The sequence below is a fragment of the Clostridium sp. genome, from assembly GCF_036642255.1.
Taxonomy (GTDB): Bacteria; Bacillota; Clostridia; order Clostridiales; family Clostridiaceae; genus Clostridium_J.
Genome location: NZ_JAVWDJ010000050.1, coordinates 1 through 26,259, shown reverse-complemented (window position 1 = coordinate 26,259; position 26,259 = coordinate 1). Strand labels below are relative to the sequence as shown.

Annotated in this window: 22 protein-coding genes and 1 pseudogene; 3 read left to right on the top strand and 20 right to left on the bottom strand. The window is 31.3% G+C overall.

Annotated features, from left to right (window positions below):
* From RR409_RS17965 to RR409_RS17945, 5 genes and pseudogenes are all read right to left on the bottom strand, one after another.
* Positions 1-308: pseudogene (locus RR409_RS17965) on the bottom strand (hypothetical protein); the annotation flags it as partial.
* A 63-nt stretch (positions 309-371) separates the two neighbouring features.
* Positions 372-1,673, bottom strand: coding sequence for an SLC13 family permease (locus RR409_RS17960; protein WP_332559149.1), 1,302 nt, complete (start codon positions 1,671-1,673; stop codon positions 372-374).
* Positions 1,674-1,937: 264 nt separating this feature from the next.
* Positions 1,938-3,092, bottom strand: coding sequence for an alanine--glyoxylate aminotransferase family protein (locus RR409_RS17955; RefSeq protein WP_332559148.1), 1,155 nt, complete (start codon positions 3,090-3,092; stop codon positions 1,938-1,940).
* 16 nt (positions 3,093-3,108) lie between these two features.
* Entirely contained in the window at positions 3,109-4,149 is a 1,041-nt protein-coding gene (locus RR409_RS17950) for a GntG family PLP-dependent aldolase (RefSeq protein ID WP_332559147.1), read from the bottom strand.
* Positions 4,150-4,423: 274 nt separating this feature from the next.
* On the bottom strand, positions 4,424-6,343 hold the full coding sequence (locus RR409_RS17945; protein ID WP_332559146.1) for a sigma 54-interacting transcriptional regulator: 1,920 nt from the start codon (positions 6,341-6,343) through the stop codon (positions 4,424-4,426).
* A gap of 481 nt (positions 6,344-6,824) precedes the next feature.
* On the opposite strand from RR409_RS17945, the gene RR409_RS17940 reads away from it, so the two are divergent.
* Positions 6,825-7,841, top strand: coding sequence for a patatin-like phospholipase family protein (locus RR409_RS17940; protein WP_332559145.1), 1,017 nt, complete (start codon positions 6,825-6,827; stop codon positions 7,839-7,841).
* 242 nt (positions 7,842-8,083) lie between these two features.
* Here the strand turns inward: RR409_RS17940 and RR409_RS17935 are convergent, their stop codons facing one another.
* Positions 8,084-8,386, bottom strand: coding sequence for a hypothetical protein (locus RR409_RS17935; protein WP_332559144.1), 303 nt, complete (start codon positions 8,384-8,386; stop codon positions 8,084-8,086).
* 146 nt (positions 8,387-8,532) lie between these two features.
* Entirely contained in the window at positions 8,533-8,949 is a 417-nt protein-coding gene (locus tag RR409_RS17930; protein ID WP_332559143.1) for a hypothetical protein, read from the bottom strand.
* A gap of 406 nt (positions 8,950-9,355) precedes the next feature.
* Here RR409_RS17930 and RR409_RS17925 point away from each other — a divergent pair, with 406 nt between their 5' ends.
* The gene (locus tag RR409_RS17925; RefSeq protein ID WP_332559142.1) at positions 9,356-10,189 is read left to right on the top strand and encodes a M55 family metallopeptidase; all 834 of its coding nucleotides are present in this window, start codon (positions 9,356-9,358) and stop codon (positions 10,187-10,189) included.
* Between the two features lie 357 nt (positions 10,190-10,546).
* On the opposite strand, the gene RR409_RS17920 is transcribed toward RR409_RS17925, so the two are convergent.
* The 11 genes from RR409_RS17920 to RR409_RS17870 all read right to left on the bottom strand — a co-directional run bounded on the left by RR409_RS17920 (position 10,547) and on the right by RR409_RS17870 (position 22,935).
* A complete protein-coding gene (locus RR409_RS17920; RefSeq protein ID WP_332559141.1) occupies positions 10,547-11,188 on the bottom strand; it encodes a hypothetical protein in 642 nt (213 codons plus the stop codon).
* Positions 11,189-11,646: 458 nt separating this feature from the next.
* The gene (locus tag RR409_RS17915) at positions 11,647-11,853 is read right to left on the bottom strand and encodes a cation transporter (protein WP_332559140.1); all 207 of its coding nucleotides are present in this window, start codon (positions 11,851-11,853) and stop codon (positions 11,647-11,649) included.
* Positions 11,854-12,249: 396 nt separating this feature from the next.
* Positions 12,250-12,591: a zinc ribbon domain-containing protein YjdM gene (locus RR409_RS17910; RefSeq protein ID WP_332559139.1), complete on the bottom strand. Its 342-nt coding sequence runs from the start codon at positions 12,589-12,591 to the stop codon at positions 12,250-12,252.
* A gap of 492 nt (positions 12,592-13,083) precedes the next feature.
* Positions 13,084-13,434, bottom strand: a complete 351-nt coding sequence (locus RR409_RS17905) for a hypothetical protein (protein WP_332559138.1) — start codon at positions 13,432-13,434, stop codon at positions 13,084-13,086.
* A gap of 159 nt (positions 13,435-13,593) precedes the next feature.
* Positions 13,594-14,769: a sugar ABC transporter permease gene (locus RR409_RS17900; protein ID WP_332559137.1), complete on the bottom strand. Its 1,176-nt coding sequence runs from the start codon at positions 14,767-14,769 to the stop codon at positions 13,594-13,596.
* Positions 14,770-14,771: 2 nt separating this feature from the next.
* Positions 14,772-16,298 (bottom strand): ATP-binding cassette domain-containing protein, encoded by a 1,527-nt coding sequence (locus RR409_RS17895; RefSeq protein WP_332559136.1) that lies wholly within the window; start codon positions 16,296-16,298, stop codon positions 14,772-14,774.
* A gap of 88 nt (positions 16,299-16,386) precedes the next feature.
* A complete protein-coding gene (locus tag RR409_RS17890; protein WP_332559135.1) occupies positions 16,387-17,511 on the bottom strand; it encodes a sugar-binding protein in 1,125 nt (374 codons plus the stop codon).
* Positions 17,512-17,672: 161 nt separating this feature from the next.
* Positions 17,673-18,782: a substrate-binding domain-containing protein gene (locus RR409_RS17885; protein ID WP_332559134.1), complete on the bottom strand. Its 1,110-nt coding sequence runs from the start codon at positions 18,780-18,782 to the stop codon at positions 17,673-17,675.
* 26 nt (positions 18,783-18,808) lie between these two features.
* A complete protein-coding gene (locus RR409_RS17880; RefSeq protein WP_332559133.1) occupies positions 18,809-20,395 on the bottom strand; it encodes a response regulator in 1,587 nt (528 codons plus the stop codon).
* A gap of 20 nt (positions 20,396-20,415) precedes the next feature.
* Entirely contained in the window at positions 20,416-21,927 is a 1,512-nt protein-coding gene (locus RR409_RS17875; protein WP_332559132.1) for a histidine kinase, read from the bottom strand.
* Positions 21,928-22,935: a substrate-binding domain-containing protein gene (locus RR409_RS17870; protein WP_332559131.1), complete on the bottom strand. Its 1,008-nt coding sequence runs from the start codon at positions 22,933-22,935 to the stop codon at positions 21,928-21,930.
* A 655-nt stretch (positions 22,936-23,590) separates the two neighbouring features.
* Between RR409_RS17870 and sstT the strand changes: the two genes are divergently transcribed.
* Positions 23,591-24,829 (top strand): serine/threonine transporter SstT, encoded by a 1,239-nt coding sequence (gene sstT / locus RR409_RS17865; RefSeq protein WP_332559130.1) that lies wholly within the window; start codon positions 23,591-23,593, stop codon positions 24,827-24,829.
* Positions 24,830-25,300: 471 nt separating this feature from the next.
* Here the strand turns inward: sstT and RR409_RS17860 are convergent, their stop codons facing one another.
* On the bottom strand, positions 25,301-25,915 hold the full coding sequence (locus RR409_RS17860; protein ID WP_332559129.1) for a hypothetical protein: 615 nt from the start codon (positions 25,913-25,915) through the stop codon (positions 25,301-25,303).
* 218 nt (positions 25,916-26,133) lie between these two features.
* Positions 26,134-26,259, bottom strand: a 126-nt coding sequence (locus tag RR409_RS17855; RefSeq protein WP_332559150.1) for a cysteine-rich CWC family protein, incomplete at its 5' end; no start/stop codon positions are given.

The window sequence follows — 26,259 nt, the reverse complement described above, 5'->3', positions numbered from 1 at the left end:
ACCTGATGTAAAATACCTTCACCATTTTTATATAATTCAATTCCAAATCTCTTGCAAAAATCATTTATTTTTTTATAATTCTGTCTGGATTTAATATCAGGTGCAGGTAAAAAATGATCAACTGTAACATGAAGCTTATTACCATAATTTATAACTGCATCCTTTTGTAGCTTACTAAATTCCTCAATAATTTTAGGCATAGATCCATCGTGAGTTAAAGCAAAGTCAATAGCTATGCTTACTTCTTGTCCAAATTCGACACTATCTAGTTTCGCCATTTTTGCTAAGAGGTTATATATTGCGTTCATCTAAACCCCTCCTTTATGAATTTTTAAAGGGGATGTGCTCCATCCCCTAAATAGAAAAGTATTTTATGGAATTCTTAACACATAGAATAATAACCAGCATATAAGTGCACCAAACACTGACATTGCCAATCCCCATATCATCATACCTTTATAAAGTGGTTTTCTGTCAATATGATCAGGTGCTGCAGAAATAAACACGGCACCAGTAGTGGAAAGTGGACTCATATCAGTTAAGTGGCCAGCAACTACGATACTTGAAATTAATGCTGCTAAATCAGTTGCAGGTGAGCCTATTTGAGCAAGGAGTAGTGGTGCCATTGGTAAGAAGGCTGGCATGATAACACCAGAAGTACTAGCATAAGCAGAAACGATAGCTGCAAAGAATCCTACGACAAGAACAGCTGTTACAGGTGTAGAGAAGTTAGCCATGATCTCTGCAAATAAATCCATTCCCCCGATATTTTTCATAAGTTCTACCATTACAGATACTCCAGTTACTAGCATGATTGCTCCCCAAGGCATAGTTTTGAAGGCAGCTTTTTCATCGCCAGCTTTAAATAAAACTAGAATAGAACCAAGTAAAAATGACATAAAGCCTATATCAAACTTAAATCCAATAACTGAAATTATAAGAATACCGATAGCAGTAAGAGTAGCTATTTGTTGGTAATTGAAACGCTCGACTTCCATTGTAGCTAAGGCTTCGGCTCTAGCAGCTCCACCATCTTTAGTTGACCAAAGCTTACGTCCACCATATATAAAATAAGCTGCCGCAGCTACAACAATGTGAACAATTAACATGTTGATCCATAAAGTCATTCCCATATCTGGAAGGCCCATCTTTTCTAAAACACTGTTCCCTACGATTCCGTTAGGAGCTAATGGAGACATAGCACCTGCTTGAGCACCATTTCCAACAACTAGAGCCATTAGAAGAGGTGGAATACCTACTTCAGCAGCTAAAACCATAGCAGGAGGTGCAAGTAGTGCAGAAATACTAATCTGTCCTGGACCCATGGATGAAAGACCAAAAGCCAAGAAAAATAGAACGATAGGAATAAGAGCTACTTTTCCTTTAACAGATTTAACCGCATATCTAGTTACTTTATCCAAAGTACCGTTACTTTGAGCTATACCGAAGAGATAGGTTACTCCGGCTAACATTAAAAATAAACTTGTTGGGTAACCAGCCACTAAAGTTTTAACCTTTACTCCACCGATGAAGTAGCCAACTACCAATGCCATTCCTAGGCAAAGAGTTCCAAGATTTGTATCTTTCCAAATAGTAATAATGATTGCAAGTACTAGTACGATTAGAGAAACCATAGCCATATTGCTGGCTAAAAATTGTCCAATTGCGTCCATAAAATTATCCCCCTTATTTATTAATAAAAAGTTTTTAGAAATACTTATAAGTCCTTTTTGGCTTGTGTTTTTGAATTGAGTATGGATATAAGTTATGGTTTATAAGTAAAAATCTATTAAATATCCTACACAATTCATCCCCAAATTTTAGTAAAGAATGATAAAATCATTTATCCTCCCCCTTCTAAAAATTCTTATCCTTATACTTTAACCTGCGAAAACCATAGTGAAGGCTTTCGCGGATGATAAGCTGATTACGAAAGTTTACTTAAGTAATGTTTCTGCCACAGCCTTCGATGCTGTTCCAAGTTCCACCTTAAAGCCTAATTCGTAAAGTGCCATTTCTACCGCTCCCATAACAGCATAAACGTCCATGTTACTGATTGAACCAAGATGTCCAATTCTAAATATTTTACCTTGAAGCTTTGATAATCCACCGCCTATGACAACGCCATATTTTGTCCTTAATAATTCTGCTAAGGCTTTATATTTAATATTTTCAGGCATTAAGATTGCAGTAACAGTATTTGATTGATGCCCATCTTCAGCAAAAAGAGTTAATCCCATAGCTTTTATTGCATTTCTTACCGCTGTACCCATAAGGTCATGTCGTGCCCAAACAGTTTCAATTCCTTCATCTAATATCATTTTTAAGGATTCTCTAAGTCCAAATAATAAGTTAGTAGCAGGTGTATATGGGAATTGATTTTCTTTCATCTTTTCTTTTACTGCTTTATAATCCCAATACCATCTAGGCATCTTAGAATTTTCAATTAAACTCCAGGCTTTACTACTTACGGCTACCATACCCATGCCTGGCGGAAGCATAAATCCCTTTTGAGATGCACTAACTACAACATCCACATCCCATAAATCAGTTTCAAAAGGTAAGCATGCTAATGAACTAACTGCATCAACAATTAATACCGCAGGATGACCTAGGTCCTTTATAACCTTTGAAACCCCTTCTATATCATTTGTTATTCCTGAAGTTGTTTCATTTTGTGGTAAACATACTCCCTTAATTTCTCTGTTGATATCATTCACTAGAATATCTCTAATCTCTTCAGGTTTGACTGACTGTCCCCATTCCTTTGAAATTCTCATTACCTTTAATCCATAGTTCTCAGCAATAGCAGCCATTCTTTCACTAAAAACCCCTAGTGATGCGGCTACAATGGTATCTCCTGGAGAAAACAAATTAACTATTGCTGATTCTAAAACTCCGCTGCCGGAACTTGGAAATAGTAAAACATCATTGTTTGTTCTGTATATGTTTTTTAGTCCATTAACACATTCAGTTACTAATGCTTCGAATTCTGGTCCCCTATGATTTATAATAGGCTGAGATAAACTTCTTAAAATTTTATCTGGAATATTTGTAGGTCCTGGTATTTGCATAAATTGTCTTTGTTCCATAATTAATCGCTCCTATCTATATGTTGGTAATTATTTCCTCTATTGAATTTATGACATACTGAAGATCATCTTCCTCAATACCGAAGTGAGTAACCATTCTAAAAGATGTTTTTGTTATCTTCTTTGCTTTAATACCTTTATCTAAAAGTTTTGATAAAAATTCTTCAATAGTAATAGGTAATGATGCTATTGAGCCAGTAACTATATTTGTATGAATCATTGAAGTATCAACTGTTAATCCATTAAGTTTAGATATTCCATTTCCTAAGAAGGTAGCATTTTTATGGTCAATAGGTATTTGTGGCATCATAGTTTTTAGGGCAACTATACCTGGAGCTGCAATAAATCCAGCCTGTCTGTAACCACCGCCTATTCTTTGCTTCAACCATCTAGCTTCTTTAATAAAATCTTTATTTCCTGCCAAAATAGCGCCAAAGGGACTAGCTAAGCCTTTAGTTAAAGCAAACATAACTGTATCTACGTTTTTAACTATTTCATTTACCTGGGTACCTGAAGCTACTGCTGCATTAAATATTCTAGCTCCATCCATATGTATAGGAACATTATGTTTTTTTCCAAGCGCACATACCTGATTTATATTATCTACTGGTACAACCAATCCAGCATTTAAATTATTAGTGTTTTCAACACATATAAGACCAGTTTTAGCGTTTTGTATACCCTCTTCTCGAATTAATTCTTCCATTTTTTCTATATCATAAATTCCATTAGGTATTGAGATGGGTCTAGTTTGAACTTGTGAAAGTGCCGCAAGCCCACCAACCTCTAGATTATATATGTGAGAGGTATCTCCCACTATTACTTCTTCTCCTCTATTAGTAATCGCCATTACAGCTATTTGATTGGCCATTGTTCCAGAGCTAACAAAGAGTCCGTCCTCCTTACCCAAAATACCTGCTGCTAATGTTTCAAGTTCCCTTACCGTGGGATCTTCTCCCATAATGTCATCACCAACAACAGCATTGTACATAGCTTCTCTCATTTCTTGGGTAGGCTGAGTAACAGTATCTGACCGTAAATCAATGATATGTTTCAATTAAATCCCCTTCTTTCCTATAATGTTCAAGTTCTAGCAAGTAAACATTTACTTCAGTGTTTCAATTAAGAATTTTCATTTAATTACTTATAAAGCAAAAGTTATGCCAACTTTAGAAGCATAACTTTTTCATTGAAATTATTACATATATTAACATTTTTTCTATGAATTGTGACAAAATTTTAACATTTATCATTTATCCAGTTACATAGGCGTTTCAATAACATTTCAAAATGAAACTTTGTTTGAAACGTCGGTTTCATTATGAAACATTTTAATAATTAACATTATACTTTTTAATTTTTCTCCAGAGGGTTGTCCTAGATATTCCTAATTCCTTTGCGGCATTTGATATAGAGCCCTTATTATTTTGCAAAGCATATTTTATGCTTATCTTTTCATTTTCTGCAATATTAAAAGATTTGCCTGCCCCGTTATTTTCTATTCTTTGAATATCTTTAGCTTCTACTCCATCACTAAGTTCTTCAACGTGAAGAAACTGATCCTTTATATCAGACATATAAATTACAGTTTTTTTAGCCATAACAGTAAGTCTTTCAGCAAAATTTCTTAATTCCCGAACATTTCCAGGCCAATTGTACTGAGTTAGATAGTTAATGGCTTCTCTATCAAGTTGTACTTTTACTTTTTCCATCCTTTTACAGTAAGTTTCAATAAAATAATCTAGAAAGCAAGAAATGTCTTCCCTTCTTTCTCTTAAGGGTAAAAGTAAAATTTTAAGGACATTTAGTCTGTAAAATAAGTCTTCTCTAAAATTTCCTTCTCTAATTAATTTATACAAATTTTTATTTGTTGCAGCTATTACTCTTACATCAATTGGGATAACTTTATTATCACCAATTCTCATTACCTGTTTCTCTTGTAGTACCCTTAAAAGTCTCCCCTGAAGCAGTGGATTCATTTCAGATATTTCATCTAAAAATATGGTTCCTCCATGTGCGAGTTCAAATAGACCTCTTTTTCCTCTTTTGTCTGCTCCTGTGAAGGCACCTGAGGCATAACCAAAAAGCTCTGATTCTAGAAGACTTTCTGGCAATGCAGCGCAATTAACCGCAACAAAAGGCTTATTTGATCTTCTACTGTAATTATGTATAGCTTGTGCCATAATCTCCTTACCTGTGCCAGTTTCACCCTCAATCAAAATAGTTGAATTGACTTTAGAATATTCTTTACCAATTCTCACAGTCTCCTTAGAGTTCACACTGCATCCGATAACGTCCTCAAATGTATAATTTGCATAGTGCCCTGTTGCTGCTATTTCCTGTCGTATTTTTTCATCCATCTTATGGATATCGTCTGCATCCTTTAAAATAGCTACAGCATTTATGGTTTCATTCTTTATTTGAATTGGAATTTTAGAAATAATAAGTTTTATACCCTTTATCTTTTTTATAATTTCTGTTTCCTCAACTCCACTCATAAGAGTATCATTAAGTTCTACTTCAGGAAGCACATCTTCGATATTCTTTCCTAAAATATTCTTACCATATAAATTAAACAATTTTTCTGCAGAGTGATTAAAGATATTTATAGTGCCATCCTTATCTACACAAATTATTCCATCATGTGAATTTTGTATAATTGCCTTTACCCTTTCTCCTGCTTCTTTTTCTTTTCTTAGCTCTATAATAATTTTTTTGGCTTCCTCTATTGCGGTGATAAAAGAATCTTTCCCGGATTTTATTACTACAAATTTTATACCATGTAAAGGAGCATATTTAGCAACAATTCCACCCCCTACTACTACATTAATTCCTGTTTTAGCGATTTCTATTATCTTCTCTTCAACTTCTTTTTCATCCTTAACTTGATACATTTTAACAGTTCTTCCTGCAATCTTTGCATAGCTTTCACTTGCAAGAAGCATATTATTAAAAGCTATAAAAGCCATATTCTTGTTAATTTTTTCAGCTTCACTTATAGCTTCAAATATATCTAGTGGTGTAATTGGAACGGCGATGGTTGGAATATTTATACCAGTTGCCTTTATTAAAAGTTGTGTTCCCCCCCGGGCAATTATGGCATCATAATCTTCTTGTTCAGCTTTCCTAGCAGCAATAACCCCATTACCCATTGAGCCTTCTAAAATTATTATCCTATCATCATAATTTTTTGCTGCAATTCGTGCTGTATCCATTAAATCTTTTGGTACAATTATTGCAATCTTACTCATAGCTTATCTCCTGTCTAATGTTAAATAATAAACGTATAAACTTACATTATTTATTCTATATTAAATGTTTAACTCCTTTAATTCTCATAATCATTTGAGATATGAGTGGTTTTTTATTTAGAATCATTAATACTTCAAGTGTTCTTTTGGTTAAGAGATTTATACATATTAAACCTACGTCTCAATGCCATAAGCATATCTTTGGACATTGGTTAAAATTAAATAGGATATAGTTTAAAAAACATAATATCTTAGTTTTTTATGTAGTATTGAATAGTCAACTCAATTTTAACAAATAAAAGTAGCCGGTTTAAGTGGATATAAATTAGGTTCACTGACTGTGAGAAATTCTCTGTTGTATTTTAACCTGAACTTTTATTATATGGGATAAAGAGGAAATACGCTTGCGCTTTCTGTTGTAACCTTTAGTTGAAACTTTGAGTATATTAGAGAGAAGTATTCTAAATTGGATGGTGCTAGTATGAAAATAAATAACTTGGTTTTTGAAGGTGGAGGCATCCATGGTATTGCATATCTAGGGGTTTTAAACTATTTATACGAAAGAAATATAATGAATAACATAAAGCGTGTTGCTGGAACTTCAGCTGGTGCTATAACTGCTTGTATTACTAGCTTTAATCTTCCTTTTACAAATATTAAAGAAATTGCTGATTCTTTGGATTACAAAAAAATTCCTCAAAGGGAAAGTATAAGAGATATCGACGAAGTCCCTACTTCTTCACGAGTTGAATTAGATAAACTATTTGAAGATGCCATCTGTGTTCATAGGTTAATAAATCATTATGGATGGTTTTCTAGTGAATACTTTTATCAGTGGATAAAAAAACAAATAGAAATGCAATTCGATACAAGTATGAAATCTCCACCTTATACATTTGCCGACTTTAAAAATCCATCTATTCATAAAGAAAATAGACCTTTCTTTGATCTATATATTATTGGAACAGATGTTTCCTATAAGACCTCTAAAGTATTCTCCTATCAGACTACACCTAATATGGAAGTGGCAGAAGCAGTAAGAATCTCTATGTCTATTCCTATATTTTTTGAAGCTGTTAAAACAGAGGACCACTCGTTAACAAATGATTCTACAGAAAACATCTTTTCAGACGGAGGAGTGATGAGAAATTACCCAATAAACATTTTTGATTATCCAAGAATTGGAGGCAGAACAGTATATAGAGTTAACCATCAAACTTTAGGTGCAAGATTTAAAGAGCATATAAAATATAGTAAAATAAATGGCTTTCTGGATTATATAATGAATCTATTGCTTTGTTTTTCTAGAATTCAACAGGAAGTTTACAAAGATAGTCCGCAGGATATTGCAAGATCAATTGATATAGATACTGGAGGAGTATCTGCGGTAAATTTTAATGTAACTACGGGGGATGATATATATAATTTCCTTTACTTAGAGGGTTATAAAGCTGCTGAAAACTATTTTAAGGATAAGGAATTAGACGTTAAACTCTAATAAATTTCAAGATTTAAAACTTGCTAACACTAGGAAGTACTAACTCATATAACATAGAAGTTAAATGCATATAGTTCTATAACAATTAATTTAAGCCAGTATTCAATTATATATACAGCTAGCAACTGTGGAAAAGTCACTTAAAAGCATTATTAAAAAAGTGCAATTATCTTTATTCTAGAGGTTGTAATTGCACTTCTTTAATTTCTATGTTTTAAGCATTTATAATTAGGAAACACCCATTAAACCATTACTTCATAAGAAATAAACCATAAATTATATATCTTGGTTGCTTTTATTTCTTCATGAAGCATAATACCCTTGCCAAAAAAATCGTAGACACCAATTATGTCACCACTGAAAGGAAGTTCAATTTCCTTAATTATATCCTTTTCATTTTTGGAATAATTTAATATCAATATCCCCTTAGAATTTCTTTTTTCTGGTGTAGCAAAAAAATATAAATTAGAATTTCTATCAATAACATCATTACATTTTTTAAAGAAGTATCCTTGTTTCATTACTACTTTTTCATCAATTGCCACAGAATTTATACTAAATTTAATTGGAGGCCTTTTGGTATAAAACTCATACTTATGAACTGCCTTAATATGTCTATTAGATTCAGATATTTTAACGCCTTCTTCTATGTTAGTTCTTCCTTTATATACATAATTTCCATTGAGTAAATTTACTTTAAAGTTCCTTGTATAAAGAAATTCTTCCTTAGCATCACAAATTCAATTACTCTTTCTAGATTTATATCTACTAAATTCTTTTCCAATGCATATTTTTCATCCATTTCTCTGTGATACCAGTGGGTCCACACGTACTTTCCTGTATCTAAGCTCAAACATGCAATTCCTGTTCCTATGGTTAAAGATCTCACTCTTGACATTCTATCAGTTATCAATAAATTATGTTTCTTCACATAAAACTCCTTAGAATGTGAATGCTTCCATGGAGCGTCCCAAATTACATTTCCATTTTTATTAATTAAAATTCCATTTCCTAAAATTTGCTTTTCTTCAATATATAAAAACCTATCAAAAGCTAAGGAAAGTCGTTCATTTCTAGTAGCAATTCTTTTTATACCACTAATGCCCATGTTATCCACCATCTTTCAAATATAAAATATATGTAATCATATATTTCAGCGCGATAATATATTCCTAATTGGTTTCTAAAAAGTAAAATTTTTATTACATAATGACACATCAGAATCTATTTAAATTTTAAATATTGCCTCCTAAATTAGTAAATCAATGCAGATATTTCTTGAAAGATTTTATTTTTATATACCTTTATTAAAATTGATTTATTCCGTGTTTCTTTATAAAGTTTTTAAATTTAATAAAATCAATGGAGGATATTATTTTATTTTACAGAATATACATTATATTAATGTACAAGTCTCAAAAAGTATGAGTCTCTATTTTCGTTTTGATTAAAGTTTTTTAAAACTTTCTAAAGTTAAACTTGATTCTTTATATAATTAAATGGGGGGCATTATTATGAAAATTTATATTTCTGTAGACATTGAGGGAATAAGTGGAGTTGTTACAGGAAATCAGACTCACGAAGGTGGTATTGGCTATGAAAGAGCACGTAAACTTATGACAGAAGAAGTAAATGCAGTGATAAAAGGAATAAGATCTCTTGGCATTACTGATATTTTGGTGAATGATTCCCATGGACCAATGACTAATATACTTATAGAAGATTTAAATGAAGACGCAAAGCTTATTTCTGGAAGTAAAAAACTCCTTGGCATGATGGAAGGCATAGATAAAAGTTATGATGCAGTGATGCTCATTGGATACCATGCTAGGCACAACACATCTGGAGTTTTAGCCCACTCTTATGATGGTAGAGTTATTTCTGAGATTAAGATAAATGGTAAAATAGTTGGTGAAGTTGAATTTAATTCTATGCTTGCTGGTTATTTTGGTGTGCCTGTGGTTATGGTGTCTGGAGATGACGTGCTTTCAAAACAGGTAAAAAGCTTTAACATGGATATAGAGACGGTAGTGGTTAAAAAAGCTCACAGTAGATATACTGCTGAATGTTTACATCCTAAAAAGGTTCATAGAATTCTTCATGATTCATCAGTTAAGGTTCTTACATCGGATTTTAAGAACATAATTAAACCTTATAAAAATCAAAATGATAATAAGATCGAACTTGAAATGACCTTTTCAAATAGTGGTCTTGCTGAAGGAACTTTATTCATACCTGGGGTAGAACTTATTGCGCCAAATAAAATTAGATACATGGCTAAAGATATGTTAGAAGCATATAAAATGAGAACTGGTCTTACAAACTTATCATCTTCTGTATTAACATAGAGGTGATATTTTCAGCAGATTTAAGAAATCATTATTAAATTCTTTTGAAATCTCTCATACTTATGTGTGCTCTATAAAAAAATTTTTATTAATAAAATTACCGTGAACTACAACAATAGACTCCTTTCAGTTTATTAAGAAACTTTAGTTCTAAACCTTTTATATTAACAATGTCAAAAAAATAAGGAGATGCAAAAATGCATCCCCTTTATTATTTATTCATTTTTAATACTCCAGTTCATATTTTTGTAATCTACTTTGAGAAAATAAAACATCCTTATATTTTCGTCATTCTCAAGGAGATATGGATAAAGTACAAATAATCGCTTGCACTAGATTAGTCTCAATGTATTTACATTATTTTTTATCATCTTCTATACCCTTTGAATCTAAAGTATAATAATACTGAACCTTATTTTCATCACTTTCTTTAATCATCACAATTCTCAAGGTCATTTCGTTTTTAGCTCCTATCGGCTCTACATACGTTATATAATCTTCATTTCCATGAGTAGTTTCCACTGTTATATTGGCTTCTACTATTAATTTATCTCCTTCATAATAAGACTTTTTTATTTTCCTATCTATAATTCTCTGCTCTAACTCATTTAATTTGTAATAATTTATAGCTTTTTCTTTAGTTTTATTTTCTTTTAAAATCTTTTTACCTTCAGTGGAATAAAATTTTAATTCTTCATCTCCCTCGATGGTCTTATAACTTCTGTTTATAACACTGTTTAATAATCCATTTACAGTAATATCAGTAGCATTATCCAATATAATATTTCCTTCTATTTCCTTTTTTTCTTCAACCTTAGATGAATTAATATATTTTATTACTGATGTCGTAATAATGTAACCTGATAAAAATAGACCTGTAATTATTAACAACAAAATAGTACTTCTTGCAATTATTCGTATATGACGCTTTTTTAATAACTTTTTTCTTTTATTTACTTTTTTCGTAGTTCCTTTTTTGGGTTGTGGTTTTTTATTCATTATGTTACTCCCTAGAAAACTTACGTAATTAATAATCAAGTATAAATAACATATATCTCATGATTAGGCTATTTCTTAAGAAAAGCAACGGTACATAATTTTACTTTGTTTTATTTTAACTTTTCAGGAGATTATACTATTTTTTATACCTATGAATTTTATGTAAAAATAATAAAACTCCAACATCTGGATAACTCATCAATATTTACATGTTTATTATATCACCTTTTGTTATAATTTTTTAATATTTCAATAAGTTCTCTTATAAGTTTTTAAATCATTAAATTATCTTTCAAATGTAATTTTTTGATTCTTTGCAGTATCTTTCATAAAAAAGATTAACAAACTTTCCATGGCTGAAGCTCTAAAATTAAGAATGGAATAAATTATAACAATAAAATAGCTAACATCATAAGTTTAATTGATGTTAGCTATTTTCATATATTCTAAAATTAACACTAAATATTTTCTATTTTAACTACTTCATAACCTGCATCTTCAATAGCATCTTTAATTGCTTCATCTGATACATTGCCTTCAGCAACAGCAGTCTTGGAAGTTAAGTCAACCTTTACGTTTGAAAGTCCTAAATCTTTTAATGCATTAGTTGCATGCATAACACAATGTCCACAACTCATTCCTTCGATTAATATTTTCTTTGTCATTTTTATATCTCCTCCAGCTTAATCTTTTTATTGCCCCCCCTATACCCTTGGGGGGTGTTTATGTATTAATAATACTCCTTATATTCTAATAAGTCAATGTATGAAATTCTGTTATTAAAGGACTTTTTATTTACTTTTCTTCAAATTGCTGCTTGATGTCTATTAAATCCTCTTTTTTTCATCCCCTCACAGGGTATTATTCTTGGTTTGTAATTTAACTTAAAAAAGCTAGGTATATTTTAAAACATACCTAGCTTAATCATTACGCTATATTTGTAACTCTAATTACAAGGATTTCATACTGAAAGATATCCATAGTTTGCTTAACACATTGATCAATTGTTTTATTTCTTTAGAATTTAATAAAAACTAACTCAATTTTGTTATACCCACAATTTATATTTTTTTAACAAATTCAGATTTTAAACTCATAGCACCAAAACCATCAATTTTACAATCAATGTCATGATCTCCATCAACCAAACGTATATTTTTAACTTTTGTGCCTATTTTTATCACAGATGAACTTCCCTTTACTTTAAGATCTTTGATTACTGCTACAGTATCACCATCGCTTAATATATTTCCATTTGCATCTTTAATAACCTTTTTATCTTCATTGTTTTCAATATTTAATTCTAATGTCCACTCATGTCCACACTCTGGACAAACAAAAACACCGTTATCTTCGTAAGTATATTCTGAATTACATTTTGGACAATTTGGCAAATTAGACATAATTCATTTCCTCCATTCGTTATTGCTAATTCTAATATATAAGAATTATTTTTAATTTCATATTACAACTTCATAAAAATATCAGTTAAAAAGTTGAAATAATAAAGAGCATATGGGTTATTTTTAAAATGCTTTTTTACTATGTTATACTAGCACATTCTTCACACTTTGACAAACTGCTTACTTAAGGCGCTTCGCTTAATAGGTATCATAAGCAAATATAATTTTCTTGAAATTATTTAGAACATTCTATATCTCTTCTTCAGTAATTGTCCTTAGTTTAAATCCTTATCTACTTCATAATTTAAAATAACTCCTTCTATTTTCCTAGAAGAAAGTGATTTTAATTACTTAATTATATTCTAAAAAAGATTCATAGATATCTGTCCCCTCATAATGCCTATGCTCATATCATAGATATTTTTTTCATAAAACAAAACCCAAATTCTTTTTAAAAAATTTGGAAGATTTGGGTTTTTACCTTCTCTATTATTATGGATTTTTTTCAACTTTCTTGCAACAACCACTGTGGATATAGTTTGAATAACCTTCTGCCTTGCTAATCTCATCCCCTTGATAAATAGGTTCATTACAAAAATCACAGATGTTATTATACATTGCTGTTTTTCTTGTATCAGGTATGGCCAAAGGCTTCTTTTCTTCTAGCTTACTTTCTAACTGTTTTGTTGCTTTTCTTATTTCATTTTTATTGTTACTACATATAAGCCAATTAATATAGTTATCTAGATTACCTTTAAACATCATTTTTGCCTTTTCCTCTGCAACTTTTACAACATAATCATCTATGGTAAGGGTTAGTCTCTTTATGTTTTTCATTTCCATTTAATTCTCCTGCTTAACTGTTTTTACTAGCAGAATATGCAGAGATTTTAAATTGGTTATTGTTTTTCATCTTCATTATTTAAAATAATGAAAAAAAGAAGCCAGTTAAGACTTCTTTTTATAAACAACCATCCAATTGTGAACAGCTGAAAGGGGCTTTTATTTTGCTTTTTTACGAGTATACACATCAAAAATAACAGCTAGAACTAGTACTATTCCTCTAATCATGTATTGATAAGATATTCCTACACCAATAAGGTTCATACCGCTTGTTAAGGAAGCCATTACCAAAGCTCCAATGATTGAACCTGTTATTTTTCCAACTCCACCAGCTGCAGATACTCCACCAACATAAGCTGCTGCAATGGCATCAAGTTCAAAGGATACTCCAGCTGTGGTGGTAGCTGATTGAAGTCTAGAGGTGTATAAAACACCAGCTAAGGCTGCAAGCATACTCATGGATCCAAATACAAAATATGTGATTTTCTTTACATTGATACCGCTAAGTTTAGCTGCTTCAGGATTTCCACCTACAGCATAGATATGCCTACCTATAACTGTTTTTGTAGTTAAGAAATTATAAATTACTGCAACTACCATCACAATAACTAAAGTCCAAGATAGTCCATTATAACCTGCAAGAATCCAAGTAATGTATGCAATTACTGCGGAGACAAAAATAATCTTTAATACTAAGATATTTTTTGATACAACTTCAAAATTATATTTTAGCTTGTTTTTTCTTGTTTTAAGTTCATTCCATATAAAATATCCAATAGCAAATACACCAAAGATTAGTGTTAGTATATGATAATCTCCTGCGCTAATAATATCTGGAATGTATCCATTTCCTATAGCATTAAAAAAATCATTTTTTATAATAATGGTTCCCGTTCCTTCTGTCACTTGTAACAAAGCACCTCTAAAGAACATCATACCTGCCAGAGAAACTACAAAGGACGGGATATCTAATTTTGCCACTAAAAAACCATTAAACAGTCCAACTATTAAACCCATAACTAAAATTGCGGGAATGGTTAGGTATACAGGAACTCCTACTTTAGTTAACAAAATAGCAGTAACCGCACCTAAAAATCCAGCTACAAAACCTACAGATAAATCAATATGCCTAATTACAAGAATTAAGGTCATGCCTATGGCAAGAATAGCTATATATCCTGTTTGATTGATTAAATTACTTATATTTCTAGAAGATATAAAAAGTCCATCTGTTCTGATAGTAAACACTAACATAATTACAGCTAAGGCAATGTACATGCCGTATTCTCTAATATTTTGCTTTAATAAACCTTTAATTTCCTTGATAAACCCCATTGTCAATCCTCCTTAGTGGCCATTCCCATAATTATCTCTTGAGTGGCCTCATTAATTGATACTTCACCCTTAATTCTACCTTCAGACAATACATAAACTCTATCACTCATACCTAATATCTCTGGTAGTTCTGAGGATATCATTATAATACTTAAACCTTGTCGTACCAATTCATTCATTACTGTATAGATTTCATATTTTGCACCTACGTCTATTCCTCTGGTAGGCTCATCCAAAATCAAAACCTTAGGATTTGCAATCATCCATTTTGCTAAGGCTACCTTTTGTTGATTTCCACCACTTAAATTTCCAACAATCTGTTCAATGCTAGGTGCTTTGATATTTAAAGATTCTTTATATCCATTAGCTATCTTTATTTCTTCATTTTCATTGATGACACCATTTTTTGATAATGAGTTTAAGCTAGTTACTGAGATATTTTGCTTAATATTTTGGATAAGAATCAACCCATCACCTTTTCTATCCTCAGTCACATAAGCAACCCCTGCAGTAATTGCATCACTAGGCTGTTTAAAATTAATCTTTTTCCCGTTTAAAAATAACTCACCAGAAAGTTTATAGTCTCTCACGTTTCCGAAGACACTTTGGGCAAGCTCTGAGCGACCAGCTCCCATAAGACCCGCAATACCAATGATTTCTCCTTTTCTTACATTGAGACTCACATTCTTTATTATTTGTCTTCCTAATTTAGGATCATAAGCATTCCAATTCTTAATTTCAAATACAATATCCTTTGAAGGTTTAAACTCTCTCTTAGGATAATAGTTATCTATTTCACGGCCTACCATATTTTTAATTATGATGCCTTCTGTAATTTCTTTTTCTTTGGAATCCATAGAACAAATAGTTTCACCATCTCTTAATACTGTTACTGTATCTGCTATGGATAGTACTTCTCTTAGTTTATGGGAAATCATAATACATGTAATTCCCTGTGCTTTTAGTTCTCTTAATAAACTAAGAAGATTTTCACTATCATCATCATTTAAAGCTGCCGTAGGCTCATCCAAAATAAGAAGTTTTACATTTTTGCTCAAGGCCTTGGCAATTTCAACTAACTGCTGTTTTCCTACACCTAAATCTTTTACTTTCATAGAAGGATTAATATTAAGCTTTACCTTTTTTAAAACCTCATTTGCCTTTGCTATGGTTGAATTCCAGTCTATAGTGAATCCGTTTTTAACCTCATGTCCAAGAAAAATATTTTCATATACACTCATTTCAGGAACTAATGCTAACTCCTGATATATAATGGCAATTCCTGCCTTTTCACTATCTCTTACGCTGTTGAATTTTTGCACTACTCCATTATAGATTATGTTTCCTTCATAGTTTCCAAAAGGGTAAACTCCACTTAAAACTTTCATAAGTGTAGATTTGCCAGCTCCGTTTTCACCAACTAAACAATGTATTTCGCCATTCTTAACTTTGAAGTTTACATTATTTAAGGCTTTAACTCCTGGGAACTCCTTTGTAATACCTTGCATTTCCAATATGTGCATGTTCATAGTGTAAATCTCTCCTTTATTCACACATTTTACAATAGCCAGAGAAGTGACTTGTCACTATTCTGGCTATCAAGGGAACTTATCTTACTTATTTTAATCCATTAAATTCATCAGCTTTATAGTATCCAGAGTCAACTAAAGCAGCTTTAACATTTTTACTATCAACAACTATAACTTCTGTTTGTTTAGCTTTTACATCTACGCTACCATTGTTATAAGAACCTGTAGTTTCAGGTGTTTTTCCTTCTAATAAGGAAACTGCCATAGCTATAGAATCCTTTACTAGAGTACGTACATCTTTAAATACTGTCATAGATTGTTTGTTGTCAATTATATATTGAACTGAAGCTTTCTCAGCATCTTGTCCAGTTACAACGAAGTTAGTTACAGCACTATCTGCTCCAAATGTATCTGCAATTGCACGAGCTGTTCCATCGTTTGGTGCAAGAATAAATACATTTCCTTTGTCAGCAGCAGTAGCTACCGTTAAATGAGATTCAGCTTTATTTTTTGCTTCATTGAAATCCCAGTTTGTTGTGATTTGGCCAATGATTTTACCCATTTCGTCACGAGTCAAAGTAGCTTTATCCTTAAGAGTTACAGCTTCACTTGAATTTTTTATTACAAAAGTACCGTCTGCGATCTTAGGTTGTAATGTCTTCCATGCTCCTTCAAAGAATAAGAAAGCATTATTATCTGATGATGCCCCAGCGTATAAGTAAAGTGGATTTCCAGTACCAGTTGCTTTATCAACTAAGTATTTTGCTTGCGCTGCTCCTACTGCAATACTATCAAAAGTTACATAGTAATCAACAGCTTTTGTATCAGTGATTAATCTGTCATAAGAAATTACATTAACTCCATCTTTTTTAGCCGCTTCTACTGCTGCAGCTGCTGCAACACCATCTTGTGGGCAAATAATAAGAGTTTTTATTCCTTTTGCAAGTAATGCATCAACATTTTCTTTTTCTTTTACTGATGATCCTTGGCTGAACAGAATCTCAACAGAATATTTTGTATCTTTTAATGCATCTTTAAATCTTGTTTCGTCTTGAACCCATCTTGGCTCATCCTTTGTAGGTAAAACAATTCCGATGTCTACCTTTCCACTAGTTTCTTTTCCTGTATCTGTTTTTGCTGTGCATCCTGCAAATATACTTGCAGACATAACCCCTGCAACTAAAACTGCAGCTAATTTAGAAAACCTTTTCATTTAGTACCCTCCCCAAATTTTATATTTATTATTTAATTAAAGTATATCATTTGGTATCTAGACTTATTTTACATATAACTTCACTTTTTTGTTTTTTTAATATTATGACAAGTTGTACTAGGACTATTTTAACATTAAAAAAAGTAAGGTTTTTTATTACCTTACTTTTCAGTGCTATCATTTCTCGTTGGCCACTGGGATTTAGCTACATTCATATATACATCTTCAAGTTTATGAAAGCCACTATCAACAATTACTTCTTTCATATTACCCTTTTTAACAAGGACTGGCGGAATTTTATAATATGGAACTTCATATTTCCCATCAAAAATAGTGTAATTTGTTTCTACGCTTTGCCCCTTTGCCAAGCTAATAGCATATTCTGCAGCAGTTTTGGCAATTTTATCAATAGGTTTAAACACTGTAGCATATTGAGTTCCTTCTACTACTCTTTGACAACCATCTAAATCAGCATCATGACCTACTACAGTAACTTTTCCTGCTAGTCTCCTTTCTGCAAGTGAGTTAAGAGCTGCACCTGCCAAAGTGTCATTAGCTGCGATAATGGCATCTATCTTTGTGCCTTTTTTAAAGGATTCTTCAATAAATTTAAAGGCATCTTCATATAGCCAGTTATTAATCCAAGTTTCTCCTACAATTTCAATTTTACCGTTGTTGATGCCTTTTTCTAGTTCTTTTTTATAACCTTCACTAAACAAAAAGGAATTATTATCAGATTTTGAACCATTTAAAAGTAAATAATTTCCCTCAGGTGCCTTTTCTAATGCAGCCTGACCCATTAATTCCCCAACTTTTGAGTTATCAAAGGAAATATATAAATCTGCATCAGAATTCTTAACTAATCGATCATAGGAAATTACTTTTACTCCTCTACTTTTAGCAGCCCTTACAATATTGGCTGCTTTATCAGCATCATTTGGTACTAAAACAAGTACATCTATATTTTGTTCGAAGAGATACTGAACTTGTTTTTCTTGTTCTACACTATCACTATTGGCCGTTTGTACAATAACCTTAGCTCCTAGTTCATTAGCCCTTGCCACAAAGATATCCCTATCTCTTAACCATCTTTCGTGAACCAAGGTGTCCATGGCAAAACCAATTACTATCTCATCTTTATCGGTTTCAAATCCTCTAGTTTCCAGCGCTTTATTTTTGTCACATCCGTTTAATATCAAATTAGATACAATAAGTAAACTAAATAAAAGTAATCTACTTAAAAAGTTTACAGACGTTTTTAGTGTATACACACTGCCCCCTCCATCCCCATTATCCATTAATTCTTATATTCAGTTGGTGAAATTCCAACTCTTTTTTTAAAGATTCTGCTGAAATAATTTGGATCACTATAACCTATTTTGTAACATATCTCTTTTATAGTGAACGTACCACTAGCTAATAGATTCTTTGCTTTTTCTATTCTAATACTAGTAAGATAATCAATGAAATTCTCTTTCATTTCTGCTTTAAAAAGTCTACTGAAATATTGGGAACTTACATTGACTTCTCTTGAAATATCTTCTAAGGTTATTGCCTTATAGTAATTTGCTTCAATATATTCTTTGGCAGCTTTAATTATTTCACCTATTTTATTATGTCTATGATAATTAATTTCAGTGGAAATATTCTCAATAGTTTTTTTACACCATAACTTTAGTTCTTCCATTTCTTGAATTAGTAACATTTCTTCAAAAAGGCCTACTTCATTAGCTTTAGAGGAAATATCATATTCCCATAGTCTGCTATTTACTAAAAACATTAATTCAAGTAATTTATTTTTAATCTTTATTGGCTGGCCTTCATATTCCTTTGATAGCCATCTATAAATATATCTAAAGGCTTCAATACTTTCCTCTGATTCTCCTAAAGAAAGCTTTTGTAGTAATAACTTCTCTTTATCATATGGGTATGCAGTATATTCGGCATCTATTGTTTTTATATTATTGTAATGAATAATACCTGAACTCTTTAAATATCTTAAAGCTTGCAGGGAACTTTCATAAGAAGAGTGTAGGTGTTCAACATTGTTGCATACTGAACCAATACCAATTTTAAACTTATAATTTGACTTTCTGGAAAGTTTACTTAACAAGGTATTAGCAAAAGAAGTCGCTTCCTCCTCTTTAGAAAGCTTCTCTGAATTACATTGGTTAGGAACAAATATTACAACTCGGTTTAACATAACTGGACCAACAACACATCTGTTAATAGAATGAGCAGTATCTTTAATAAAGGTGTGAATACTTTGATTTTCACTTGTAAATTCAGGAGTACTTTGGATATTTCTATAGTTTTCTTCCTTAGAAAACTCCAGAGTCAAAACATAACCACCGTGTGTTGGAATCTCTAGAAGGCTTAGGTAGTTTAGTATATCTTTCTTATTATCTTCTAGGGATGTAATGGAATATATAAATCCATTCTCTAATACAGGAATAAGATTTTCGAGTTTCTCTTTCATTCCCAATTCTTTCGCTCTTTTTTTTCTTTGAGCCTCAATAATCTCTGCGGCTCTTTTAATCACTTCAATTACTTTTAGTTTATTCACAGGTTTAAGTAGGTATTCAAGAACTCCTAAATTAACAGCTTCTTTTGCAAATTCAAACTGTTCAAAGGCAGTAAGAACAATGTATACAATGTCCTTATAACGACTTTTTATTTCTCTAATAGCTTCTATACCATTTATACCTGGCATTCTAATGTCCATGAATATCAAATCCGGAACAACATTTTCTACTGTCTCAATTGCTTCTCGCCCTGATCTTGCTGTTGCAACCACTTGTATATCATCAAAGTTATTTTTTATTATGAAACTAAGTGCGTCGATTACAATTTTTTCATCATCTACAATCATGATACGAATCATCTCAAAATCCCCCTAAACCACTATAAAATAGGTATATGAAGTATCATTTCTGTTCCATACCCAAGTTCACTATAAATATCGATTCTTATATTAGTATTGTAAAAAATATTTAATCGACTGAATATATTATTTAGTCCAATCCCGTTACCTTGTGCTTTGTTTACTACGTCTTGTGTTTTCTCCTGAATTTCTTCACGAGATAAAATCTCTTTAATTTTTTCCTTAGACATCCCTTTTCCATTATCTTTTACTGAAATTTCTGCGTGGTTTCCATTTTGCACTGCATTGATATTTATCAATCCTGTATATTCTGCATCTCCAAGGCCATGAAAGATTGCATTCTCAACAATAGGTTGTAAAATAAGGCAAGGAATTTTTAAATCTAAAATACTCTCCTCAGCACTTATTGAAAAATCAATTTTGTCAGCAAATCGTTCCTTCAAAAGATACATATAGCTTTCAATATTATTCATTTCATCTCTAAGGGTAACTGGCCTGTCCAAGTTTCTGATATTGTATCTGAAAATGTTTGCAGCATGTTCTATGAAGGCACAAGCACGATCTGCACCTTCTAACATTGCAATTTGAGCTCCCGCATTTAAAGTGTTAAATAAAAAATGAGGATTGATTTGAGTTTGAAGAGCGTGTAGTTCCGCTTCCTTTAAGTTACTTTTCATGATAGCGTTTTCAAGCTCTTGCTCCTTTAGTTTTCCTTCTAATTCTGCTTTTTCTTTTATTTCACTAACATTTTGAATAATGCTCTTTGACATTTTATTAAAAGCTTCTGCCATAACTCCAATTTCATCATCTGATTCTACTTTTATGCTATATATATTATAATTTCCCTTAGAAATTTCACCCGCTGCTTGGGATAGTTCTGTAATAGGTTTAGTAATGGTATAAGCAAACCATAAAATTAGTAATATACTAATTACAATAATAGATAAAATTAATGCTATACTCAAGGTTTCAACTAAGTAAAACCCGTTTCTTATAGCTAGATAATGATCTGTATTATCCAAAAATACTGAGTTGTTAAGTACCTGAATAGATTCTTTAATGTATTGATATACTTTTGCGCTTTCCTTAGAATATAAAAGATATTCATCAACAGCTCGTCCTCTTCTAGCCATAACAGCTTCATTTGTTGCGTTTAAATAAGTATCCACCATATTTTTAACATTTTTCATAATAATCATATGTTGTGAATTTAAATAATCGAGCTTTATTGCCTCTGTAGCCCTTCTTAGTTCGTTGCCATATTTATAATATTGGTCAAGACTTGTGGAATATTTTGATGACAAATAATCATTATAAACATAATCAAATTGTTCTAAAGTTTTATGTAGGGTGTTTAGCTTCTCATTCATTTCAAAGGTTTTACTCATCTGTTCTATAAGGACTTTCATGGTATATAGTGGATACGCGTTAGTCGCTCCCATAAGGATTATAGTAGCCATAAAATAAATTATAAGCTTTTTCCTTAGTTTATTTTCCTTCCACAACCCCTTTAAATTACTCCAAAGCTTCATTTATTCTTTTCCATCCTTTGCATAATCATTGATATTGCTTTTAGTAATAGTGTAATTATCCACTTTAAAATAGGTGGAGGTTCTTCCCTTTTGCTTAGTGTCCATCAAAGCTAAAATAGCATTATAACCCATTTGTTCTAAATCTGGTTTAACAGAGCCAAAAACAAGTCCTCTTTCTATGTAACGAAGAACTTCAGGGGAATCGCCAGAACCTATAATGTGATACCCTACTTTATTTAAATCTACTAATATCTCAGCAACAATGCTTGTATCTCTTGCTGTGGTACAAATAATTGTATCAAGAGCTGGATTAGAACTTATAATATCCTTAATTGCTTCTTCAATCCCTTGAAATCCTGATGTGCTGTATTCAATTGGCTTAATTTTAATCTTTGGATGATCTTTAATTGCCTCTTGTATGCCAGATAACATTAAGTTTTGTGCCATTATCCCTCCAATAATACCATCACTCATTAACACAACAACTTCTCCCACATCGCCAGTTGCCTCGATAGTCATCCTTCCAAGTTGTATTCCAGCGTCATAAGTATTGATTCCAACAAAGGCGGTTCTAGAGCTATTTTTTGAATCAGTTCCCATAGTTACAACAGGTATATCTTGCTTTGCAGACTTCTCGATATATTCTTTTCCCTGTACTTCATCCCAAACATAGGTGACAATTCCATCTACCTTTGAGGCTATGGCCATATCCATGTACTTCCATTGCTCCTCAGGATTATAGATATTTGATCCTTTAAACTCCACTGCAACTCCCATCTCTTTAGCAGCCTTTTTCCCACCTTCTTTGATTGACTCCCAACTGAAATTGTCTTGATTCCCAGAAATCATAACAAAATGATAAGAGGGCATTTTTTCAGGCATAACCATTTCATCGTCATTTTTTATCTCATTAAAGGAACTATTCAAATTATAAAAAATGAAAAAATTTACACCAAAAACAGTTAAAATGATTCCGATAAAAATAAAAATATAAGATTTTTTCTTCATGCTTAATCCTCTTTGCATTATAAATAATAATCTATGTTTTCTTAAAATTCAATCTTGTTTACCTTTTCATATTAACATAGCTCTATATTTGTGTCTATTTTCTACAAGCTCTACTAATTCACCTCTTTTAAGTAGTAAAATTATCTTATAAATCTTTTCAGAAGCTGAATCTGATGAAATTGTGTTTTAAATTTCTTCACTTGGAGGTAACCTTGTGATTTCAGTGATGTACAACCTTCTAATATTTTAGTTGTAATAGCCCTAATACTTTTTAATCAATTAATTAAAATCACAATAAGACTTTGAATTATACATCTTAAAAATTTTTTATATAAAAATTTTGCTCATATTATTATAAAACTTAGATAATAATATATTCAGCATTATTATTCACAGTCATTTACAGTTTGTTAATAATCCGGGTATAATTTTAAATAATGTAAACTTTTACTAGTGTGATTATTGAAAATAAAAATTATATTCATAAAATTTTAATTTTTACTTCACATTCGACAACTTTCGTGATAAAATAACTTTAATCCCTAAGGAAAATAGGGGCAAGTAGTCAAAAAGTAGCACACTATAAAGTATTGTGCAAATCTTCGGTCTTATTTTAAACCACATTAAACTATATTTAACTATAGGAGGAATTATTATGGGAAATTTATTTAAGAAGTGGAGTCAAATTAGCTTGGTAAAACAAATAATCATTGGTTTGATTGTTGGTATTATCTTAGCTATTGCAATTCCAGATGTTGCAAAGCCAATAGTTATTTTTGGTTCACTATTCGTAGGTGCTTTGAAAGCCATTGCACCAATACTAGTATTATTTCTGGTAATGGGAGCTATCTCTCAACACAAGGCTGGTCATAAAACTAATATGAAATCTATTGTAGTTCTATATCTTTTAGGAACACTTTTAGCAGGATTCGTAGGAGTAGTTGCAAGTTTCTTGTTCCCAGTAAGTTTAACTCTTGCAGCAGGAGCTGAAAATGTTACACCTCCAGGTGGAGTTGTAGATGTTCTTAAATCATTACTACTAAACCTAGTAGACAATCCAATCAAAGCTCTTTTCAATGCTAACTATATTGGTATATTAGCATGGGCTATACTTCTTGGTTTTGCACTTAAAGGTGCAGCTGAATCAACAAAATCAATGATAGCTAATTTTTCAGACGGATTATCTCAAATGGTTGTTTGGGTTATAAGCTTTGCACCATTAGGAATCATGGGATTAGTATTTGATACTATTGTTACAAGTGGACTTGGAGCATTAGTAAGCTATGGAAGATTACTAATACTTCTTGTTGGTAGTATGGCATTCGTAGCATTTATCATGAATCCAATCATTGTGTATATATGCATTCGTCAAAATCCATACCCACTAGTGTTTAAATGCTTAAAAGACAGTGGCATTACAGCATTCTTTACTCGTAGTTCAGCTGCTAATATTCCTGTAAACATGAAATTATGTGAAAATCTTGGTTTAGATAAAGATACTTACTCTGTTTCTATTCCACTAGGTTCTACAGTAAACATGGCTGGTGCAGCTGTTACAATTTCTGTTTTAACTCTTGCAGCAGTTAACACTCTTGGTATTCAAGTAGATTTTGGTACTGCATTAATCCTAAGTGTACTTTCTGCAGTATGTGCTGCTGGTGCTTCAGGAGTTGCAGGTGGTTCATTACTACTTATTCCACTAGCATGTAGCTTATTCGGAATTCCAGCTGACATCGCAATGCAAGTAGTTGGAGTTGGATTTATAGTAGGAGTTGTTCAAGACTCTTGTGAAACTGCAGTTAACTCATCTACAGACGCATTATTCACTGCAGCTGCTGAATTTGCTAAGTGGAGAAAAGAAGGAAAGAAAATCGAAATCAAAAAAGCAGCATAAAAAATAAAACAATATTTAATGAATGATAGAAATTAAATAATGGTGTTATTTTACATCAAATGAAGACCTCTAATAGCAGTATACCTGCCCTTAGAGGTCTTCTCTTTTATGATAACCTATACTTAATGCTTATTACAACAATTCCTTAATTCTCTTTCTATCAATGATATATTATATTTACTCATAATATAATTAACGCTAAAACCTCTATCAGAATACACGCTTCATTTACTGTTAACTTTTAATTAATATCTAAGACTCTCTACTATAAATGTACTACAATAAGTTCATATTATTAAAAATTTGTAAAGTTATCACAGATTTATGAATTAAAGTACCCTAGGTTAATTAAAACTTTTTTATTTATTGTCCGATTAATTATTTATTTTTCTAATAAATAATTGAACTTATAAGATTAAAGGTAAATCCATAGACTACTTAAAAATTAGTTATGAATTTTCGTTTATAAATTTATTTAAATAAATTTTGTTTTTTCTCTATGTAAACTGGATTTATATATCTTTTTTCAACTACATCAATTGGTATACTGCATAGTTTTTTATAATAATTTTTATCTCTATTTATGACTCTCCATCCAAAAAGAATAAAACTTACAGGTTCCCATAGAGCCACCCACCCAATTATAAGTAAGCTTTCCTTAATTATTTTTATCATACTAATATGGCTAAACTTGTCTAGTATACCTCCAATTATAAGACAAAGTATAAGAAAGAGAATTCCAATAAAAAAGTTAATTCCCCACTGTCTAAATTGTTCTTTTAAATATATTTGGGTCTCCTTTACCTTATAGCAAAAATGACTATGGACTATTTCTTCAATTTCATCATCATTTCCAGGATTCTTACTTTCCTTTATAATAATAAGTAACTTTATTCTTTGACTTATTGGATAACATTTCACAACTTTGAATAAATACTCCTCGATTGCCTTGCTAAGACTCTCCTCAACTGAAGCTATGCTTCCATCATTTTTTAATAAATCCCCTATGTTTTTTATATCTATATTTAATTCAATAATATCTTTATCCTCTATTTGTGAGCATCTTGATTCTTTAGTCTTGAACATTTTGAAGTTCCCCCTGAATACAGAATCTTTATAACAATAGTAAATTATATTCTTTTAGTCTATGGATATACATAAACATTCCTCACTTTAGAATATTTGCTATTTTCATTTAAAATATTCTAAAATTATTTATTACTAAAAACATCATAGAGACTTCACAATATATAGAAAAAAGTACTACATCTAATTTAGATTAGTACCTTTTATGGAGAACTTCTTTATTTTTGGTGTTTTTCTAGACAAGATTTACATATGCAAGCTTTTCCTTTTTTATCTTCTGGCACTAAATCTAACACATGCTTAGGGACTTTTACTGTATCACACCAACATCCACCTTGGCCATG

What these genes read in the sequence shown, in the direction of transcription:
- RR409_RS17870 (WP_332559131.1), bottom strand. Translation starts at nt 22,935, where the DNA reads ATGAAGAAAAAATCTTATATTTTTATTTTTATCGGAATCATTTTAACT.
- RR409_RS17905 (WP_332559138.1), bottom strand. Translation starts at nt 13,434, where the DNA reads ATGGAAATGAAAAACATAAAGAGACTAACCCTTACCATAGATGATTAT.
- RR409_RS17895 (WP_332559136.1), bottom strand. Translation starts at nt 16,298, where the DNA reads ATGAACATGCACATATTGGAAATGCAAGGTATTACAAAGGAGTTCCCA.
- RR409_RS17960 (WP_332559149.1), bottom strand. Translation starts at nt 1,673, where the DNA reads ATGGACGCAATTGGACAATTTTTAGCCAGCAATATGGCTATGGTTTCT.
- RR409_RS17860 (WP_332559129.1), bottom strand. Translation starts at nt 25,915, where the DNA reads ATGTTCAAGACTAAAGAATCAAGATGCTCACAAATAGAGGATAAAGAT.
- RR409_RS17915 (WP_332559140.1), bottom strand. Translation starts at nt 11,853, where the DNA reads ATGACAAAGAAAATATTAATCGAAGGAATGAGTTGTGGACATTGTGTT.
- RR409_RS17900 (WP_332559137.1), bottom strand. Translation starts at nt 14,769, where the DNA reads ATGGGGTTTATCAAGGAAATTAAAGGTTTATTAAAGCAAAATATTAGA.
- RR409_RS17930 (WP_332559143.1), bottom strand. Translation starts at nt 8,949, where the DNA reads ATGGGCATTAGTGGTATAAAAAGAATTGCTACTAGAAATGAACGACTT.
- RR409_RS17945 (WP_332559146.1), bottom strand. Translation starts at nt 6,343, where the DNA reads ATGAGTAAGATTGCAATAATTGTACCAAAAGATTTAATGGATACAGCA.
- RR409_RS17940 (WP_332559145.1), top strand. Translation starts at nt 6,825, where the DNA reads ATGAAAATAAATAACTTGGTTTTTGAAGGTGGAGGCATCCATGGTATT.
- RR409_RS17875 (WP_332559132.1), bottom strand. Translation starts at nt 21,927, where the DNA reads ATGAAGCTTTGGAGTAATTTAAAGGGGTTGTGGAAGGAAAATAAACTA.
- RR409_RS17880 (WP_332559133.1), bottom strand. Translation starts at nt 20,395, where the DNA reads ATGATTCGTATCATGATTGTAGATGATGAAAAAATTGTAATCGACGCA.
- sstT (WP_332559130.1), top strand. Translation starts at nt 23,591, where the DNA reads ATGGGAAATTTATTTAAGAAGTGGAGTCAAATTAGCTTGGTAAAACAA.
- RR409_RS17920 (WP_332559141.1), bottom strand. Translation starts at nt 11,188, where the DNA reads ATGAATAAAAAACCACAACCCAAAAAAGGAACTACGAAAAAAGTAAAT.
- RR409_RS17925 (WP_332559142.1), top strand. Translation starts at nt 9,356, where the DNA reads ATGAAAATTTATATTTCTGTAGACATTGAGGGAATAAGTGGAGTTGTT.
- RR409_RS17890 (WP_332559135.1), bottom strand. Translation starts at nt 17,511, where the DNA reads ATGAAAAGGTTTTCTAAATTAGCTGCAGTTTTAGTTGCAGGGGTTATG.
- RR409_RS17910 (WP_332559139.1), bottom strand. Translation starts at nt 12,591, where the DNA reads ATGTCTAATTTGCCAAATTGTCCAAAATGTAATTCAGAATATACTTAC.
- RR409_RS17955 (WP_332559148.1), bottom strand. Translation starts at nt 3,092, where the DNA reads ATGGAACAAAGACAATTTATGCAAATACCAGGACCTACAAATATTCCA.